Below are 17,963 nucleotides of genomic sequence, written 5' to 3'. Positions count from 1 at the left end.
TGTCGCGAAGATAAACTTCGCGACAACTTGTGGATTTGCTGTTGATATTCACGTTAGGTTCGTGTTGGCTTATGCCCAACAAACGAAAAGAAAAACATAGACCAGGGGGGTCACTTGGCTGATGCAGCTTCCAACGACGGGTTCGTCGTTTTTGATCGTGTCCAGAAAAGCTATGATGGGGAAACACTGGTTGTAAAAGACCTGAACCTATCCGTGGCCAAGGGCGAATTCCTTACGATGCTCGGGCCGTCGGGGTCTGGCAAAACAACATGTCTGATGATGCTGGCCGGGTTTGAAACCGCGACGCACGGTGACATCCGGCTTGGCGGTCAGCCGATCAACAATATCCCGCCCCACAAGCGCGGCATCGGGATGGTGTTCCAGAACTACGCGCTTTTCCCTCATATGACGATTGCTGAAAACCTGTCCTTCCCGTTGGAGGTGCGCAAGATTGGCAAGTCTGACCGAGAAGCGAAGATCAAACGCGCCTTGGACATGGTTGAAATGGGCGCCTTCGGCGGGCGTCGCCCGGCACAATTGTCAGGTGGTCAGCAGCAGCGTGTTGCTTTGGCGCGCGCGCTGGTGTTTGAACCTGAACTGGTGCTGATGGATGAACCCTTGGGTGCGCTGGACAAGCAGTTGCGCGAAAAGATGCAGTTCGAGATCACGCACCTTGCGCACCAGTTGGGTATCACCACCGTGTATGTGACCCACGACCAGACCGAGGCTTTGACCATGTCTGACAACGTGGCGGTGTTCGACGACGGGCGCATCCAGCAACTTGCACCGCCCGATCAGCTTTACGAGCGGCCGGAAAACAGCTTCGTTGCGCAGTTCATCGGCGAAAACAACACCTTGGAAGGCGTGGTGACGGAAATCAAAGGGGATACCTGCATCGTCAAACTGGACGATGGCGAGGTCATCGACGCGACGCCGATCAACGTCGACAAGGTCGGGGACCGGACCATCGTGTCGATCCGTCCCGAACGTGTTGAATATAACAAAGAGCGTCTGAAGAAGGGGGTTCACACCCTGAAAGCCGAGGTGCTCGAGTTCATCTATATGGGCGACATCTTCCGCACGCGATTGCGGGTGGCGGGCAATGATGAGTTCATCATCAAAACCCGGAATGCCCCGGATGTTGACCGACTGACGCCCGGTCAGCAGATCGAAATCGGATGGTTGCCATCCGACTGTCGCGCGCTCGACGCCTGATACCCATTGCTTCGGGGCCTGTGATGGCTCCGGGCATATTAGCCAGGGGTTTGCCATGTACCCGTTCATGCAGGCCCGACCAATCGAACGGGGATAACTAGGGAGAATAAAGTATGAAACTTGTGAAGACTCTTTTGGCCAGCTCTGCCCTGGCCGTCACCGCGGGTGCGGTTGCGGCGCAGGATATGGCCAACGAGCTGACTCTCGTTTCTTGGGGTGGCGCATATCAAGCCAGCCAGGTGAAGGCTTATGTAGAGCCTTATCTGGAAATGAACCCCGAGGTCAGCGTAACGTGGGACGAAAGCTCGGCGGAAGCCGTGGCCAAGCTGCGCGCGATGAACGAAGCCGGCAACGTAACCTGGGATTTGGTTGATGCCGTGGCATCTGATGCCATGCGTCTGTGCGACGAAGGTTTGGCGGAAGAACTGAACCATGATGAAGTTCTGGCCGCTGCGCCCGACGGCACATCGGCGTCGGAAGATTTCGGCGACCTGCTTGTCTCTGACTGCTTCGTGCCGCAGATCGTTTATTCGACCACATTCGGCTATCGCACCGACATGGTGGGCGACGAACCACCGACTTCGGTTTGCGATGTGTTTGACCTTGCGAAGTATCCGGGTAAACGCGCGCTGCAAAAGCGTCCGATCGACAATATGGAGTGGGCGCTGTATTGCGACGGCGTGGCCAAGGACGAGCTTTATGACACCCTGGGGACCGATGAAGGCGTGGCCCGTGCGCTGGCCAAGCTGGATACCATCAAAGACCAGGTTGTCTGGTGGACTGCTGGTGCGGAAACGCCGCAGCTTCTGGCAGACGGCGAAGTTGTGATGGGTTCGACCTTCAACGGTCGCCTGTTCTCGGCGATTGCCGAACAGAACCAGCCGATTGGTATGCTGTGGGATATGCAATCCTTTGACCTTGATGGTTGGGTTGTTCCTGCCGGTCTGCCTGCGGATCGCAAAGCCCGCGTGATGGACTTCCTGAAATTCGCTACGGACACCCAGCGTCTGGCGGATCAGGCAGCCTATATCTCGTATGGTCCGGCCCGCAAATCGTCGGCCCCGCTGGTCGGCAAGCATGCCGAACTGGGTATCGACATGGCGCCGCACATGCCAACCGATCCCGCGAATTCCGGTAACGTTCACGTCTATGACTATGAATGGTGGGCCGACAACCGCGACGATCTGAATGCCAAGTTCGAAGCTTGGCTGGCCAAGTAATTCTGGCTTTCGGGAGGGGCCGTCTGGCCCTTCCCACCCCAATAAAAACATTAGTTTCGGCACGAATTGTTTATGAATTTGACCACATCGAAACTGAAAAGAAGCTGACGCTGACAGGGATGACATGAGCGACATGACCGATACGAGCGGCCCCGTTCTGGCCGCAGATGGAACACCGCTGAAACGCAGCCTGAACAGGGCACTCAGGCGTCAAAAGATGCGCGCTCTGCTACTGATCGCGCCTTTGTTGTTGTTCATCATGGTCAGCTTCATTCTTCCGATTGCGGATATGCTGTATCGCTCGGTTGAAAACAGGATTGTCACCGAAACCCTGCCACGGACCGTGAAAGCGCTGTCTTCCTGGGATGCCAATTCTGGTGAATTGCCCGATGAAGCTGCGTTTGCCGCGATGGCGGCTGACCTGAAAGACGCCGCCGAGGCCAAAACACATACGAAAGTTGGCTCGCGGCTGAACTATGAATATCCGGGTATTTCATCGGTGTTTCGAAAGACAGGTCGGAATGCCAAGAAGTTTGACATCGAAAATGGCGGGCCCTGGAAAGAAGAACTGATCGACCAGAACGAAGACTGGGCTGATCCAGAAATCTGGCGCACCATTCAGACCTATTCACCACCTGTCACAGCCGGTTATTTCCTGAATGCCGTTGACATGCGCGTGGGGGCAGACGGGGCCGAAATGCGGCCTGAAAACGAGCGGATCTATATGAACTTGCTCAAGCGCACCCTTTGGATGTCGCTGTTCATCACCTTCTCCTGCATCGTTCTGGCCTATCCGGTTGCGTGGCTGTTGGCGAACCTGCCGACCCGTCAGGCGAACCTGCTGATGATCCTGGTGCTATTGCCGTTCTGGACATCGCTACTGGTGCGCACCTCGGCGTGGAAAATCCTGCTGCAACAACAGGGGGTGATCAATGACATCCTTGTTTGGATCGGGTTGGTGGATGACAACGCGCGCCTGATCATCATCAACAACCAGTTTGGCACGATCGTGGCAATGACGCACATTCTGCTGCCGTTCATGATCCTGCCGATGTATTCCGTGATGCAGACCATCCCGCCGACATATCTTCGGGCCGCGAAAAGCCTTGGGGCAACAGATTGGACAGCGTTCTGGCGAGTGTATTTCCCGCAGACCATACCGGGCATTGGCGCCGGCTCGATCCTCGTCTTCATTCTGGCCATTGGCTACTATATCACGCCGGCTCTGGTCGGGGGCACGAAGGGGACGTTCATCTCGAACCAGATCGCGTTCCACATCTCGACATCACTCAACTGGGGTCTTGCCTCGGCGCTGGGTGCCATACTTCTGGCGGTCGTTCTGGTGCTCTATTGGGCCTATGACAAGATCGTCGGCATCGACAACGTGAAGCTGGGATAACGGATATGAGCAAACTTCCTCCTTATACAACGACCGGCCAGCGGATTTGGCACTATACGTTTCTTGTGATCTGCGGATTGATCTTCTTTTTCCTGATTGCGCCGATTGCCGTGGTGATCCCGCTCAGCTTCAACGCCGAGAACTTCTTCACCTTCACACCTGAAATGCTGCGTTTCGATCCCGAAGGGTATTCACTGAAGCACTATCGCGACTTCTTCTCGAATCCGGATTGGCAGAATGCCATGTGGAACTCGATCAAGATTGCGCCCGTGGCGACTGTGATTTCGGTGAGCCTTGGCACATTGGCGGCCATCGGGCTAAGCCAACCACATGTGCCTGCCCGTCGGGCCATTATGGCGATCCTGATTTCACCGATGATTGTGCCGCTGATCATTTCGGCGGCTGGCATGTATTTCTTCTATTCCAAGATCAATCTTGCCGGCACCTATTGGGGCGTCGTTCTGGCCCACGCGGCGTTGGGCATTCCCTTCGTGATCATCACGGTGACGGCGACTCTCGTCGGGTTTGACCGATCCTTGACGCGGGCGGCCGCCAATATGGGAGCCGATCCGGTGACGACCTTTTTCCGCGTGCAGATGCCGCTGATCCTGCCCGGTGTCATTTCTGGCGCACTGTTTGCGTTCATTACTTCGTTTGACGAGGTTGTGGTGGTGATTTTCGTCGGCTCGGCCAAGCAGCAAACGCTGCCTTGGCAGATGTTCACCGGCCTGCGCGAACAGATCAGCCCCACCATTCTGGCGGTTGCCACGATCCTGGTGGCCGTGTCGATTGTTTTGCTGACAATTGTCGAGCTTCTGCGCCGTCGGTCGGAACGGTTGCGTGGGATGAGCCCCGGTTGATCGCGCACACGGCTTCTAACGAACAGCGGCACCCTTTGGGGTGCCGTTTTCGTTGACGGGCGCCCCGCCCCCTTCAGATCAGGGATTTGTTAACCAAATTCAGGCATCCGTGTCGCGAATGTGCCGATGGGTATAGGACCGGTTGCCACCCCCCCTTGCAGCCCCTTTCCAGCGGCACTAACATCATGCGTCAGGGGCCGACCCAACGGCGCTGGCGTGAACATGAAAGCAGGCTGAAATGCACGATCCTCTTGAAATTTATAACAACACCCTTGTGCCCATGGTTGTGGAGCAGACATCGCGGGGCGAACGGGCCTATGACATCTTTTCCCGCTTGCTGAAAGAACGGATCATCTTCGTGAACGGCGCCGTTCATGACGGCATGTCCAGCCTTGTTGTGGCGCAACTGCTGCACCTGGAAGCCGAGAACCCGAAAAAAGAGATATCAATGTATATCAACTCGCCCGGTGGCGTGGTGACGTCGGGCCTGTCGATCTATGATACGATGCAATACATCAAGCCTGCCGTATCCACGCTGGTCATCGGACAGGCGGCGTCGATGGGGTCGGTTCTGTCGGTGGCGGGTGAAAAGGGGATGCGGTTCTCACTGCCGCATTCGCGCATCATGGTCCACCAGCCGTCCGGCGGGTTCCAGGGGCAGGCCACGGACATCATGATCCACGCGGCCGAGACCCAGAAGGTCAAGGACACGCTGAACCAGATTTATGTGAAACACACCGGCAACGCGCTGAAAGAAGTTGAAAAAGCACTGGAGCGGGACAATTTCATGTCGCCGCAAGAGGCCAAGGATTGGGGTCATATCGACGAGATTGTCGAGAATCGTGGCAAGGGCGACGACGAAGAATAACGCAATGCCCGGCTTGAAACCGGGCATTGCCACACCGGGCAAGGCGCGGGAAAAACCGGATTGTGCCTGCCCGGACACTGCCCTAGACTTGCGGTGATGGAAGAAAATGCCGCTCGAACGGGCGCAAACCGGATCCCAGCGCGGACCCAATAGGACGAACTGATGGCGAATAACTCCTCTGGCGACAGCAAGAACACTCTCTATTGTTCGTTCTGCGGCAAAAGCCAACATGAAGTGCGGAAGCTGATCGCGGGGCCGACCGTGTTCATCTGCGACGAGTGTGTCGAGCTGTGCATGGACATCATTCGCGAAGAAACCAAGTCGACGGGGCTGAAGACCTCGGACGGGGTGCCAACCCCGATCGACATTTGCAACGTGCTTGACGACTATGTGATCGGGCAGGCCCATGCCAAACGCGTGTTGTCGGTTGCGGTTCACAACCACTATAAACGACTGAACCACGCTGCCGCGTCGGGCGACGAGATTGAGCTGGCGAAATCCAACATCATGCTGATTGGCCCGACGGGGTGCGGCAAGACATTGCTTGCGCAAACGCTGGCGCGCATTCTGGATGTGCCTTTTACCATGGCCGATGCGACCACACTGACCGAGGCCGGATATGTCGGCGAGGATGTGGAAAACATCATCCTGAAACTGCTTCAGGCGTCGGAATACAACGTCGAACGCGCACAGCGCGGCATTGTCTATATCGACGAGGTCGACAAGATCACCCGCAAGTCGGACAATCCGTCCATCACCCGCGACGTGTCGGGCGAGGGTGTGCAACAGGCGTTGTTGAAGATTATGGAAGGCACTGTTGCCTCTGTGCCGCCGCAAGGTGGGCGCAAACATCCGCAGCAAGAATTCCTGCAAGTTGACACGACCAACATCCTGTTCATCTGTGGTGGGGCATTTGCGGGTCTCGACAAGATCATCGCGCAGCGCGGCAAGGGCTCGGCCATGGGCTTTGGTGCTGACGTTCGTGAAAATGATGACCGCGGCGTGGGCGAACTGTTTCAGGAACTTGAGCCGGAAGACCTGTTGAAATTCGGTTTGATCCCGGAATTTGTGGGCCGTTTGCCTGTGATCGCGACGTTGGAAGATCTGGATGCGGAAGCTCTGGTCACTATTCTGACCAAGCCCAAGAACGCTCTGGTCAAGCAATACCAGCGCCTTTTCGAATTGGAGGACGCGCAGTTGACCTTCACCGATGACGCGCTGAAGGCCATCGCAAAACGTGCCATCGAACGCAAAACCGGTGCGCGTGGCTTGCGTTCGATCATGGAAGACATCCTGCTGGATACGATGTTCGATCTGCCGGGGCTTGAAAATGTCGATGAGGTTGTGGTGAACGAAGAGGCTGTGACCTCCGACGCCAAACCGCTGATCATCTATGGTGAGGCTGCGAAGGAAGAGGTTAGCGCAAGTTGATCAGACCGCAAAGGGTCACTGACTGCATGAAAAACCAGCCACCGCCTGCGCGGTGGCTTTTTCGTTCGGGCAGAGATCTGCGCCAAGCTGCCGCATTTTGCCCAAAGCCCACCCAATCCGGTGCAAAACACTGGACCTTCCGGGCAGCTTGCGCCATATGAAGTGAGAACAAAACCGGAGACTGACATGCGTTTCATCTTGTCCCTGCTGACCTGGTATCACCGCGAAACCATTGGCACACGTCTGTTCACCTGGCGCAAAGGCGTGAAAGTGGGTGAGGATGAGCAAGGCAACGTCTTCTATCGCAACCGTGATGACAGCCGTCGCTGGGTGATTTTCAACGGCGAACCTGAAGCGAGCCGCGTCAGTCCCGCCTGGCATGGTTGGCTGCACCACACGTTCGACAACAGTCCAGCCGAGGCGCCCCTGGCCCATGAGGCTTGGGAAAAGCCGCATCAGGTCAACCTGACCGGCACTCCGTTGGCCTATGCGCCCGCAGGCTCGTTGCGCCAAGCTGAACCGGCTGACCGCCGAGACTACGAAGCGTGGCAGCCTGAATAAGCGGCCTGCGTCGTCGGTACATTTTCGTATTCCCTGATCGAAAGGGGCTGCTATGAGCGATAGCCACACAACAGAAGTCGTCACCGGCAGCGTGGTTTTGGCCGCTGCTGTGGGATTTTTCCTTTATGCCGGTCAAATCGTTGGTCTGTCAGGGTCGGGTGACAGCAACAGCTATTCGGCTTCGTTCCGAACCGCAGATGGTATCTCGGTCGGCACGGATGTGCGTCTGGGTGGCGTGAAGGTCGGGACGGTCACAGGTATCAGCCTGAACCCGGAAACCTATCGCGCGGACACAGCGTTCACCGTGCAGTCCGATGTGGCGTTGCCTGATGACACCGCCATCATCATCTCGTCGGAAGGGTTGCTGGGCGGGTCCTATGTAGAACTCCTGCCCGGTGGTTCGCCGTTCAACCTGGAACCGGGGGCCGAGATTGAGGACACGCAGGGGTCCGTCAGCCTTGTTCAGCTTTTGCTGAAATATGTCGCCGGCAGCGAGGACACGAAGTGATCTTTCGCGCTGCCATCACGGCCGTTGCATTGATCGCCACCAGCTTTCCCGCCAGCGCCGAAACGGGCAAGGCGACCGGTGCCCTGTTGCGCGGTCTGGACAAGGTATCAGGCACGCCCATCGACTTCTCGATGAAGGTGGGTGACACGGTCGAACTGGGCAGGCTTCGCGTGACGTTGGGCGAATGCCGCTATCCCACCGATAACCCGTCAGGTGACGCATATGCGTGGCTTGTGATCCGGGATGGGAACGACGATCAGACCACGTTTGAAGGCTGGATGATTGCCTCATCTCCTGCACTCAACGCGCTGGATCATCAACGCTATGACGTTTGGGTTCTGCGCTGCACCACAGACTGAGCGTCGGGTAGCGGTTTCGACGTGATGTCGGCAACGCCATGTGAAAGCGCGGCTTCCAACATGTCGTGATAGTCTTTTCTTGAAATTTCGATCGCGCCCAGGCTGGCCAGATGTGGCGTCAGGAACTGCGTGTCGAACAGGGTGAAGCCTGTATTCGACAGGTGATGGGTCAGATAGGCCAGCGCGATCTTTGACGCATCCCGGCGGCGCGAGAACATGCTTTCCCCAAAGAATGCCCGTCCAAGCGTTACCCCATAGACACCACCGACAAGAGCGTCGCCGTCCCACAGCTCCAGCGCATGGGCATGGCCCATGTGATGCAGCTGCTTGTATAGATCAAAGATGGTGGTGTTGATCCAAGTCTCTTCGCGCTCTGCACAGGCCGCCACGACGCCTGAAAAATCCCTGTTCAAGGAGACCTGAAACGGACAGCGCCGAATGCTGCGTGCAAGGCTGCGCGAGATATGAAACCCATCCAGAGGGAAAATGCCACGCGCTTCCGGATCAACCCAGAAGACGCGCGGATCTTCGCGACCTTCGGCCATGGGAAACACCCCCATAGCATAGGCGCGCAGCAGAAGATCGGCACTCAGGGGCGGCGGGTCGTGTGGCGGGGCCAATGGCCCCTAGCCCAGGTTCTTGTCCAGCCAGCGTTCCAGCCAGTGGATGTTGTAATTGCCGGTTTGGATGTCCTTTTCTGCCAGCAACTGGTGGAAAAGAGGCACCGTGGTTTCGACGCCATCTACGATCAACTCGCCCAAGGCGCGATGAAGCCGGGCAAGTGCCTCGGGCCGGTCACGCCCATGCACGATCAGTTTGCCAATCAGGCTGTCGTAATAGGGTGGGATCGAATAGCCATCATACAACGCGCTGTCCATCCGCACGCCCAACCCACCCGGCGCGTGATACTGGGTGATTTTGCCGGGACACGGAGAGAAATTGGGCAGGCGTTCGGCATTGATGCGGATCTCGATCGCGTGACCGTTCACCTCAAGGTCATCCTGCCCGAAAGACAGCGGCATACCCTCCGCGACGCGAATTTGTTCGCGCACCAGATCGACGCCGAAAATGGCTTCGGTCACAGGATGTTCGACCTGCAAGCGAGTGTTCATCTCGATAAAATAGAACTCGCCATCTTCATAAAGAAACTCGATCGTTCCCGCGCCGCGATAGCCCATTTCGGCCACGGCGTTGGCGCAGATGCCACCGATACGGGCGCGTTCCTCGGGGCTGATGCTGGGGCCGGGGGCTTCTTCAAAGACTTTCTGGTGACGCCGCTGAAGCGAGCAATCCCGCTCGGCCAGATGCACACCGTTACCTTGGCCGTCTCCGAACACCTGCACCTCGATATGGCGTGGTTTCTGGAGGTATTTCTCCATATATACTTCGGAATTGCCGAACGCGGCTTTGGCCTCGGACCGCGCGGTCGAGAAGGCCGTGTCGATCTCGGCAGCCGTCTCGGCAACCTTCATGCCACGTCCACCACCACCAGCGGTGGCCTTGATGATCACCGGATAGCCCATCTCGCCGGCCACCTTGCGGGCCGTCGCAAGGTCGGGCACGCCGCCTTCAGATCCCGGAACGACGGGGATGCCCAGACTGATCGCAGTCTCCTTGGCGGTGATCTTGTCCCCCATCATGCGGATATGCTCGGCAGACGGGCCAATAAACGTAATCTCGTGATCTTCCAAAACCTGAACGAATTGTTCGTTTTCGGACAGGAAGCCATAGCCCGGATGCACCGCTTGTGCGCCCGTGATTTCACAGGCCGCGATGATTGCAGGGATCGACAGGTAGCTGTCGGTGCTGGACGGCGGGCCGATGCAGACGCTTTCATCCGCCATGCGCACATGCATTGCGTCCACGTCCGCGGTCGAGTGGACCGCCACGGTCTTTATTCCCATCTCGCGTGCGCCGCGGATGACGCGCAGGGCAATCTCTCCGCGGTTGGCGATCAGGATCTTGTCGAAATGGGCCATGTGATGTCCCTTATTCGATAATCATCAGGGGTGCGCCGAATTCAACGGGGGCACCATCTTCGACCAGAATGCGTTTGACCGTGCCCGATCGCGGTGCCGGTATCTGGTTCATGGTTTTCATCGCCTCGACGATCAGAAGGGTCTGCCCTTCCTCAACCTTGTCGCCGATGCTGACAAAGGCAGGCGTGCCCGGTTCGGCTTGCAGATAGACCGTGCCGACCATCGGGGATGGGACGGCACCCGGATGGCTTGCCGGATCGTCCGACGCGCGCGCGGTGCCGCCTGCCTCCGCAACCGCAGGTGATGGTGCCGGGGCGGCTGCCATGGCCGGCGCGGGGGCCGGTGCAGCAATCTGGACAACTTCTTTTGCGCGGCTGACGCGGACATTCAGACTGTCATTTTCACCATAGTCGCGCATGACCTCGACTTCGGACAGGTCATTTTCCTGTAGGATTTTTGCCAGTGCCTCGATGAAGGACACGTCATTTTCATGATGTTTTTTCGTCATGGGTCCTCACCCTTGTTTATTTTGCCCAGTGTTCGCGCAGGCAATGCATGATTGCAACGCTTATAGGACGCCAGGTAAAGGGAGAAAAGCGATTAAAGTGGCTCGTGGAAAGCCTGAGCCACAGATTTTTGTGAAACACTGTTGGTTGGTAGGAGTATTCCAACGCGTTGAAGGATGGTCCGGTCTGTCCGTTCAGCCATTTATGGATGTGGTATCGTCAACATCCCTGATGGTGTTGAGTTGTCATCGTCCGCTGACGCCGTCCCGATACGATCATCCTGCTGGTCGCGTGCACGTTCAGTTTCAAGTCGGGCCAGTTTTTGCTGCAATTTCTGGTCCAATTCCAGGATATTCACCTGAAAGCTGGGCGGCGGTCCGGCCAATGTGTCAGGTTCAATTTCAACCTCTGATGATGTCGGTGCAGCCTTATCCCGGGCTTGCGAAGCCGCGCTGGGATTTTTCGAGTTATGCATGTCCGCGCGGGCCTTCCCGGCGTTCGGCGCGGCTTCGATTTTCGAGCTGTCGGGCGGCTTGCGCGCCGGCGTGTTGGCCAGCAAACTGGCCTGTGCCCCCAACGGGGCTGGTATCGTGAATTCCATCGTCTTGCTCCGTCTTCGGTCAGTCCCCACCGTTTTCGAGAATAATTAAGTATTCTTTCGAAAGCGTTAATCGGGACACGCGGAAACGAGGAATGGCGAACCTCTAGAGCGGCATACCCGAGAATTTCGCCACCAGTTCGGGCAGCTTGCGTGCTCCGAATTTTTGCAGCAGCCGCGCGCGGTGGGCTTCAACCGTGCGATAGCTGAGGTTCAGCATCAGGCCTATTTCTTTTGATGTGCGGCCCTGGCAAGTCAGGATCGCTACATCTCGTTCTCTTGGTGTCAATGCCACGACAGGACGTTCGGCAGAGAGATCTGCAAAGCTCCAGACCCCTTGTTTGAAAGGCGTTTCCGGCGTCAGGCTGGTGCCACGCACGCGGCACCAGAACAGATCGCCATTCAGGCGGCGCATGATGCGCTCGTCTTCATAACGGCCAGTTTTTCTAAGCCGGTCGCCACCAACCCGCTCGACCTTCTCATAGTCTTTCAGGGACGGGTATAGCCGTTCCAGTGGCATATCCGTGAAAGCGTCCACCTGATCGCCGAACATCTCGGCAAAGCGCAGATTGCACTGCCGCACGATCCGGTTTTCGGTCAGCGCCAATCCGGTCGGTGCGTGCATGAAGGCAAGATCCATAGGCGTCATTGTTACATCCTGCCAAAGGTTTCGCAGCAATTCAATTGACTGCAATATTGGGTGACAAAGGCCAGTGCAGGAAGTTTCATGCAACAAGACCAGCCCGATTGGGCAGCGCGTTACAAACTCCAAAAAAAGGGGCGCGCCCGAAGACGCGCCCATTGTGTTCAATTATATGCCGATCAGACAGGGCAAGGACGGGTGCGATAGGTGCCGTCGCCATTGGAATAGGCACATTGGTTGGTCTGGTAGTTGCGCGCAACCATGATACCAGCCGCTGCCCCGGCCAAGGTCGTCAGCACGGTCCAGTTCTTGTTGGCACCGATGGCGTTAGCGGTGATCAGCCCGGCACCAATCCCTGCCACACCACCAACAATTGTTTTTTCCTGATCGGTCAGCGGGCGACTGCAAGCGGGCAGTGCCAGCACCGCAACGCTGGCGAGGGTCAAAATGGCTTTCTTCATAGTATCCTCCTGGATGAATCATGAGTTCACCTTAGTTTGTAAGGAATTGTAGCTGCAAGGGAATGTTGCGCGGGTCGCACGGGCAGGAAGCGGCGGGAACCCGCCAAGGATGTTTGGCTTCCTCTTACAGTGCTCGTTAAACCAGCCGTTTTTCACGCCAGAACGGCGATCACAGTCTGAAACATTCGACATTTCAGATGTTCGATGAGAGGTTGTGGCGGCACCGCCGAGGCTTTACATACACCGATCATACCTTTGCTCAGTGCTGAAAAGTACATCACAAGCCGCTAAGATAAAACAGATTTCTTGTAAATGGGCGAGAAAGAGATCAATGTTATTGTAAAGCCATGGCGGTGATCCGGCCGGGAAAACGATAACGGAGTTGCTATGCCACAGTCCCGTCTGACAGGAAGCCGCATTCGCGAGCGCCGATTGTTTCTTGGTCAGAAGCAATCAGCACTCGCTGCGGCCGTCGGTATCTCTGCGGCGTATCTCAACCTGATTGAACACAACCGCCGCCGGGCCGGGGGCAAGTTGCTGCAAGACATTGCGCGTGAACTCAATACCGACCCCCGATCACTGACCGAAGGGGCCGAAGTCGCACTGTTGGGCGCGCTTCAGGAAGCCGGGCAAAGAATGCCCGAATTGGCACCGGAATTGCATCGATCCGAAGACCTGGCAGGACGATTTCCGGGATGGTCGGCGCTGGTCGCCGCCCAACATCAGCGCATTCGCGATCTCGAGCAACTGGTCGAAGCCCTGTCTGACCGGTTAACCCACGATCCCGAATTGGCGGCTTCCTTGCACGAGGTTATTTCGGCTGTCACCGCAATCCGGTCGACTGTCGGCATTCTGACCGGAGGTGGAGACATCGACCCGGAGTGGAAGTTGCGCTTCATGGGCAATATGCGCGACGAGGGGCGGCGCCTTTCCAACGCAGCGCAAGGATTGGTCCAATATCTGGACGCGGGCGCGGATCGCGACATGGCGCCAGTCGTGCCGGGCGAGGAACTGTCCGCATTTCTTGATCGTCGGGATCACCATCTTCCCGAACTCGAAGGGCTGGACGGTGCGACGCCAGATCAGGTTGCGGCAAGAATTGACGCGCTGATTGCGCAGGTGGACAGTCTGCAAACCTCGTCCGCAAAAGACGTCACACGCCACCACTTTCAGCAATATGTCGAAGATGCTGCGGCAATGCCGCTGTCCGTGTTTCAGAAAGTGCGAACCGAAACCGCTGGCGATCCAAGCCAACTGGCAGTCCATTTTCATCAATCATTACCCGCGGTCATGCGTCGTTTGGCCTTTGTTCCTGCTGGGGATGACCATCAGGCAGTCGGGCTTGTGTCATGCGACGGATCGGGCGCGTTGTTTTTGCGCAAACCATTGCCCGGTTTTTCGCTGCCGCGCTTTGGGGCGGCCTGTTCCTATTGGCCGCTGTATCAGGCTCTTAGCCGTCCGGGGCATCCGCTGCGCACAGTGGTTGAGATGCCGGGACCAACACCGCGCAGGTTTCTGTGTCAGGCCATCTGTCTGCCGCGACAGGCGTTACGCTTTGACCTCCCTCCGGTGCACGAAGCGTTCATGTTAATCGAACCCCTGGATGAGACGCGAATAAGTAATCTGGAAGGTCCGGTTTTGCCTGTAGGTTCCTCCTGCCGCCTCTGCCCGCGGAGGGAGTGCGCCGCCCGACGCGAGGCGTCGCTTCTGTCCGCAGACCCCACGTGATGCCGCGAGAAGTCGAGCCTTTCGCACGGGTTGAAGCGATGCTGCGGCGTCAATCGGGTTTGGTTTGTTTTGACATGGGTGTGTGCATTGTCGATATTCATTCGCAAGGGCGTGGCGAAAGCCGCCCGAGCGGAGGGACAGATGACAAAACAGGTGCTCGTCATTGAGGACGAACCAAATATTGTCGCGGCGATCAGTTTCATCCTAAGTCGAGATGGCTGGTTGGTAGAAACGCATACCAATGGCGAGACAGCCGTGCAGGCCGTGCTGGACGCCAGACCCGACGCCTTGATTCTTGATGTCATGCTGCCGGGCCGGTCTGGCTATGACATTCTGCAGGAGTTGCGCGCGCATGACCTGACGCGCCGATTGCCTGTCCTGATGCTGACGGCCCGGGGGCAGCGCACCGATCGCGAACAGGCCGAGCGGCTTGGAGTGAACCGTTTCATGACCAAGCCATTCTCAAACGCCGAAGTCGTCGACACCCTGAACGAGCTTGTGCCGGGTTAGAAACGCGATGCCGTACCGCAGGACCCCCATATTGCCTAAACGGGCGGACCTAGCATGAGGTTTCGGCGTGAACCCCTTTTTCTGGCGCGCCAGAGCTATCGGCGGCGACGGTTGGAGGATGCCGCGAGGCTCTTGCCGATTTTGGGCGTGTTCCTGTTTCTTCTGCCGTTGCTGGCCAGGGGGGCTGGCACCGCTGCACAGGGGATGTATTTGTTCCTTGCATGGTTTGGTCTGATCGTCGCAACAGCGGTCATCGCGCGGGGGCTGACCCGCTGGCCCGACATGTCGCAAAACCCGAACGATGATCTGTCATTACCCTCCCCAGACGATCCGTCGGAACCGGCACCGCGTCGCGAGGGACGTGACTGATGCTCAGCTTCAATACGCTGGTCGCGGTCTGCTTGCTCTATGTGATGGTCTTGTTTCTGGTGGCGTTTGCCGCTGACCGCAGTGCGGCGCGCAACAAGAACCGGTTTCTCAGTTCTCCGCTGATCTATACCTTGTCACTGTCGGTCTACTGCACGGCCTGGACCTTCTATGGTGCGGTCGGGTATGCCGCGCGGTCCGGGCTTGAGTTTGTGACCATTTATCTGGGGCCGACCCTCGTGATGATCGGCTGGTGGTGGTTTTTGCGCAAGCTGGTTCGGGTTGGCCGCGCGCAGCGAGTGACGTCAATCGCCGATTTGCTGTCGTCGCGTTATGGCAAGTCAAACCTTCTTGGGGTGATCGTGACGCTGATCGCGGTCATCGGAACCACACCGTATATTGCCTTGCAGTTGCAGTCGGTTACACTGGCCTTCTCGGTCTTTGCGCGCGATCGGTCGGCGGGCTGGAACGTTCCCGATATGGATGCCACCGCCCTTTGGGTGGCGGGCGGTCTGGCGTTGTTCACCATCCTGTTCGGGACACGAAACCTTGATGTCAACGAACGCCACCACGGGGTTGTCACCGCCATCGCGGTCGAGGCCGTGGTCAAGCTGGTCGCCCTGCTGGCCGTGGGAGTCTTCGTCGTTTGGGGCGTCGGTGGTGGGCCGGTCAATATCGCGCTTGCAGTTGACGAGGCGATGCAGGCCACCCCCGGCGGTGCGTGGACCATCACCGGTGGGCGCTGGGTCGGGCTGACCTTCCTGTCCGCTGCCGCATTTCTGACCCTGCCGCGTATGTTCCATGTGCTGGTGGTGGAAAACCCCGGAGAGCGCCAGCTTGCCGTCGCCTCTTGGGCTTTCCCGACCTATCTGTTCCTGATGAGCTTGTTCGTCGTGCCGATTGCCGTGGTCGGTCTTGGCACCTTGCCAGCAGGTGAAAACCCGGACCTGTTCGTTCTGACCATCCCTTTGCATTTTGATCGGGACGGTTTGGCGATGCTGTCATTTCTTGGGGGGTTCAGTTCGGCCACATCCATGGTGATTGTGGCTTCGATTGCCTTGGCGACGATGGTGTCAAACCATATCATCATGCCAATCTGGTTGTCGATCAGGCCCGAAGAAGCCACCGTGTCGGGCGATGTGCGTCAGGTGCTTCTGGCTGCGCGCCGGTTGTCGATCATCGGCGTTCTGGTGTTGGGTTATCTGTATTTTCGTATGTCTGGCGGCGGCACGGCGCTGGCCGCAATCGGGATGATTTCCTTCACGGGCGTCGCACAGGTTTTGCCCGCGATGGCCGGTGGCTTACTTTGGCGAGGAGCCTCGCGCAACGGTGCGGCAGCCGGGCTTGTCACCGGTTTCGCCGTCTGGGCCTACACCCTGTTTCTGCCCAGCTTCGGCGAAGCGGGCTTGATGAGCGCGACCCTGCTGGCCGAAGGGCCATTGGGAATCGCATTGCTGAAGCCTCAGGCATTGTTTGGTGTCACCGGGTTGGATCCGGTCGTCCACGCTGTATTCTGGTCGATGATCCTGAACAGCTTTGCCTTTATTGGCGTGTCGCTTGTCTCATTTCCAGGTCCATTGGAACGTTTGCAAGGCGCGCAGTTTGTCAATGTGCTGGATCATACTCACCAAACGCAGGGTGGCGTTTTTCCGGCAGCTGCTGCCGAGGATCTGCTTGTGATGGCTCAACGCACCATGGGGGCAGATGCCGCGCAGTCATTGTTTCAGACCCAGGCCAGTGCGCAAGGGAAGGAAGGGTATCTGCCCGATACGACCCCTGATTTCATTGCGCTGTTAGAGCGTGAGCTTTCCGGTTCGGTTGGCGCGGCAACGGCTCATGCAATGATTGCTCAGATCATGGGGGGGGCCACGGTGTCCGTCGATGATTTGATGGCCGTGGCGGATGAAACCCAGCAAATGCTGGTTTATTCGTCGCAGTTGGAGGCAAAACAATCAGAACTGACCACCACCGCGCGACAGCTTTCGGCGGCCAATGAAAAACTGACGCAGCTGTCGATCCAGAAAGACGCATTCCTGAGCCAGATCAGCCATGAATTGCGAACGCCCATGACCTCGATCCGCGCGTTTTCCGAGATTTTACGCGATGGGGGTGTCACCGACGCGGAAGCCGCTGGACGACATGCCTCGATCATTCATGATGAGGCGCTGCGCCTGACACGGCTGCTGGATGATTTGCTTGATCTCAGTGTGCTTGAACACGGGCAGGTGCAATTGAACCCGCAACGTGAAGTCCTGTCGAAAGTTCTGGACCGCGCCGTGGCTGCCACGCAGTCGCTGATCGTTGCTGAAGATCTGCGCATCCACCGCGATCACGCGCGCGAACAGATCATCGTCGCCACAGATACAGACCGACTGGCGCAGGTGTTTATCAATCTGATTGCCAACGCGGCGAAATACGGGGATGCCAAATACAAGCGCCTGACCATTCGGGTCAGCGTGCGGGACAGCGTTTTGCGGCTTGATTTCGTGGACAACGGATCAGGCATTCCTACTGAAAGTCAGGCGATGATCTTCGAGAAGTTTTCTCGGTTGACAGACAACGCCGCTGCGGGTGGGGCAGGTCTGGGGCTGGCCATCTGCCGCGAGGTCATGGACAGGCTGGGCGGGGCGATTACCTATCTGCCGGGCCAACGCGGGGCGGCGTTCCGGGTCACGCTGCCGCTTGAAAAAATACCGCATCGCGGACTGAATTAAACGTATTGTCAACTTTGTTTTGTCAGGTCTGATGCTA

General features: G+C 57.6%; 18 protein-coding genes and 1 pseudogene. 13 read left to right on the top strand and 6 right to left on the bottom strand.

Annotated elements, in window-relative coordinates; all coding sequences use genetic code 11:
* Window positions 1-114 precede the first annotated feature (114 nt).
* The 9 genes and pseudogenes from AC13C8_RS14240 to AC13C8_RS14200 all read left to right on the top strand — a co-directional run bounded on the left by AC13C8_RS14240 (window position 115) and on the right by AC13C8_RS14200 (window position 8,421).
* Window positions 115-1,215, top strand: a complete 1,101-nt coding sequence (locus AC13C8_RS14240) for an ABC transporter ATP-binding protein (protein ID WP_091431079.1) — start codon at window positions 115-117, stop codon at window positions 1,213-1,215.
* A 113-nt stretch (window positions 1,216-1,328) separates the two neighbouring features.
* Window positions 1,329-2,435: an extracellular solute-binding protein gene (locus tag AC13C8_RS14235; protein ID WP_482847956.1), complete on the top strand. Its 1,107-nt coding sequence runs from the start codon at window positions 1,329-1,331 to the stop codon at window positions 2,433-2,435.
* Between the two features lie 124 nt (window positions 2,436-2,559).
* Window positions 2,560-3,834 (top strand): ABC transporter permease, encoded by a 1,275-nt coding sequence (locus AC13C8_RS14230; protein ID WP_091431076.1) that lies wholly within the window; start codon window positions 2,560-2,562, stop codon window positions 3,832-3,834.
* Between the two features lie 14 nt (window positions 3,835-3,848).
* Window positions 3,849-4,694: pseudogene (locus tag AC13C8_RS14225) on the top strand (ABC transporter permease); the annotation flags it as partial.
* 238 nt (window positions 4,695-4,932) lie between these two features.
* Window positions 4,933-5,562: an ATP-dependent Clp protease proteolytic subunit gene (locus tag AC13C8_RS14220; protein ID WP_091431072.1), complete on the top strand. Its 630-nt coding sequence runs from the start codon at window positions 4,933-4,935 to the stop codon at window positions 5,560-5,562.
* 162 nt (window positions 5,563-5,724) lie between these two features.
* On the top strand, window positions 5,725-6,993 hold the full coding sequence (gene clpX / locus AC13C8_RS14215; RefSeq protein ID WP_091431070.1) for an ATP-dependent Clp protease ATP-binding subunit ClpX: 1,269 nt from the start codon (window positions 5,725-5,727) through the stop codon (window positions 6,991-6,993).
* 186 nt (window positions 6,994-7,179) lie between these two features.
* Window positions 7,180-7,554: an NADH:ubiquinone oxidoreductase subunit NDUFA12 gene (locus AC13C8_RS14210; protein WP_482847954.1), complete on the top strand. Its 375-nt coding sequence runs from the start codon at window positions 7,180-7,182 to the stop codon at window positions 7,552-7,554.
* A 52-nt stretch (window positions 7,555-7,606) separates the two neighbouring features.
* Window positions 7,607-8,062 (top strand): outer membrane lipid asymmetry maintenance protein MlaD, encoded by a 456-nt coding sequence (gene mlaD / locus AC13C8_RS14205; protein WP_091431066.1) that lies wholly within the window; start codon window positions 7,607-7,609, stop codon window positions 8,060-8,062.
* The gene (locus AC13C8_RS14200; RefSeq protein WP_482848176.1) at window positions 8,062-8,421 is read left to right on the top strand and encodes a DUF2155 domain-containing protein; all 360 of its coding nucleotides are present in this window, start codon (window positions 8,062-8,064) and stop codon (window positions 8,419-8,421) included. The genes mlaD and AC13C8_RS14200 overlap by 1 nt, the downstream gene beginning before the upstream one ends.
* Here the strand turns inward: AC13C8_RS14200 and aat are convergent.
* The 6 genes from aat to AC13C8_RS14170 all read right to left on the bottom strand — a co-directional run bounded on the left by aat (window position 8,385) and on the right by AC13C8_RS14170 (window position 12,608).
* A complete protein-coding gene (aat, locus tag AC13C8_RS14195; protein ID WP_482847952.1) occupies window positions 8,385-9,041 on the bottom strand; it encodes a leucyl/phenylalanyl-tRNA--protein transferase in 657 nt (218 codons plus the stop codon). The genes AC13C8_RS14200 and aat overlap by 37 nt on opposite strands.
* 6 nt (window positions 9,042-9,047) lie before the next feature.
* Complete coding sequence (gene accC, locus AC13C8_RS14190; protein ID WP_091431064.1) at window positions 9,048-10,400, bottom strand: acetyl-CoA carboxylase biotin carboxylase subunit; 1,353 nt, start codon at window positions 10,398-10,400, stop codon at window positions 9,048-9,050.
* Window positions 10,401-10,410: 10 nt separating this feature from the next.
* Window positions 10,411-10,908 (bottom strand): acetyl-CoA carboxylase biotin carboxyl carrier protein, encoded by a 498-nt coding sequence (gene accB / locus AC13C8_RS14185; protein WP_091431063.1) that lies wholly within the window; start codon window positions 10,906-10,908, stop codon window positions 10,411-10,413.
* A 200-nt stretch (window positions 10,909-11,108) separates the two neighbouring features.
* Window positions 11,109-11,507 (bottom strand): hypothetical protein, encoded by a 399-nt coding sequence (locus AC13C8_RS14180; RefSeq protein WP_091431061.1) that lies wholly within the window; start codon window positions 11,505-11,507, stop codon window positions 11,109-11,111.
* Window positions 11,508-11,610: 103 nt separating this feature from the next.
* On the bottom strand, window positions 11,611-12,153 hold the full coding sequence (locus tag AC13C8_RS14175) for a LuxR C-terminal-related transcriptional regulator (RefSeq protein ID WP_091432526.1): 543 nt from the start codon (window positions 12,151-12,153) through the stop codon (window positions 11,611-11,613).
* Between the two features lie 173 nt (window positions 12,154-12,326).
* The gene (locus AC13C8_RS14170; protein WP_091431060.1) at window positions 12,327-12,608 is read right to left on the bottom strand and encodes a glucose-6-phosphate isomerase; all 282 of its coding nucleotides are present in this window, start codon (window positions 12,606-12,608) and stop codon (window positions 12,327-12,329) included.
* A gap of 387 nt (window positions 12,609-12,995) precedes the next feature.
* Between AC13C8_RS14170 and AC13C8_RS14165 the strand changes: the two genes are divergently transcribed.
* From AC13C8_RS14165 to AC13C8_RS14150, 4 genes are all read left to right on the top strand, one after another.
* A complete protein-coding gene (locus AC13C8_RS14165) occupies window positions 12,996-14,336 on the top strand; it encodes a short-chain fatty acyl-CoA regulator family protein (RefSeq protein ID WP_482847951.1) in 1,341 nt (446 codons plus the stop codon).
* A gap of 141 nt (window positions 14,337-14,477) precedes the next feature.
* Complete coding sequence (locus tag AC13C8_RS14160) at window positions 14,478-14,846, top strand: response regulator transcription factor (RefSeq protein WP_091432523.1); 369 nt, start codon at window positions 14,478-14,480, stop codon at window positions 14,844-14,846.
* Window positions 14,847-14,900: 54 nt separating this feature from the next.
* Window positions 14,901-15,215, top strand: a complete 315-nt coding sequence (locus AC13C8_RS14155) for a hypothetical protein (protein ID WP_482847949.1) — start codon at window positions 14,901-14,903, stop codon at window positions 15,213-15,215.
* A complete protein-coding gene (locus tag AC13C8_RS14150) occupies window positions 15,215-17,926 on the top strand; it encodes an ATP-binding protein (RefSeq protein ID WP_091431056.1) in 2,712 nt (903 codons plus the stop codon). The genes AC13C8_RS14155 and AC13C8_RS14150 overlap by 1 nt, the downstream gene beginning before the upstream one ends.
* Window positions 17,927-17,963 lie beyond the last annotated feature (37 nt).

Source organism: Aliiroseovarius sp. B-4, assembly GCF_056857795.1.
This window is presented reverse-complemented; position numbering and strand designations above follow the sequence as displayed.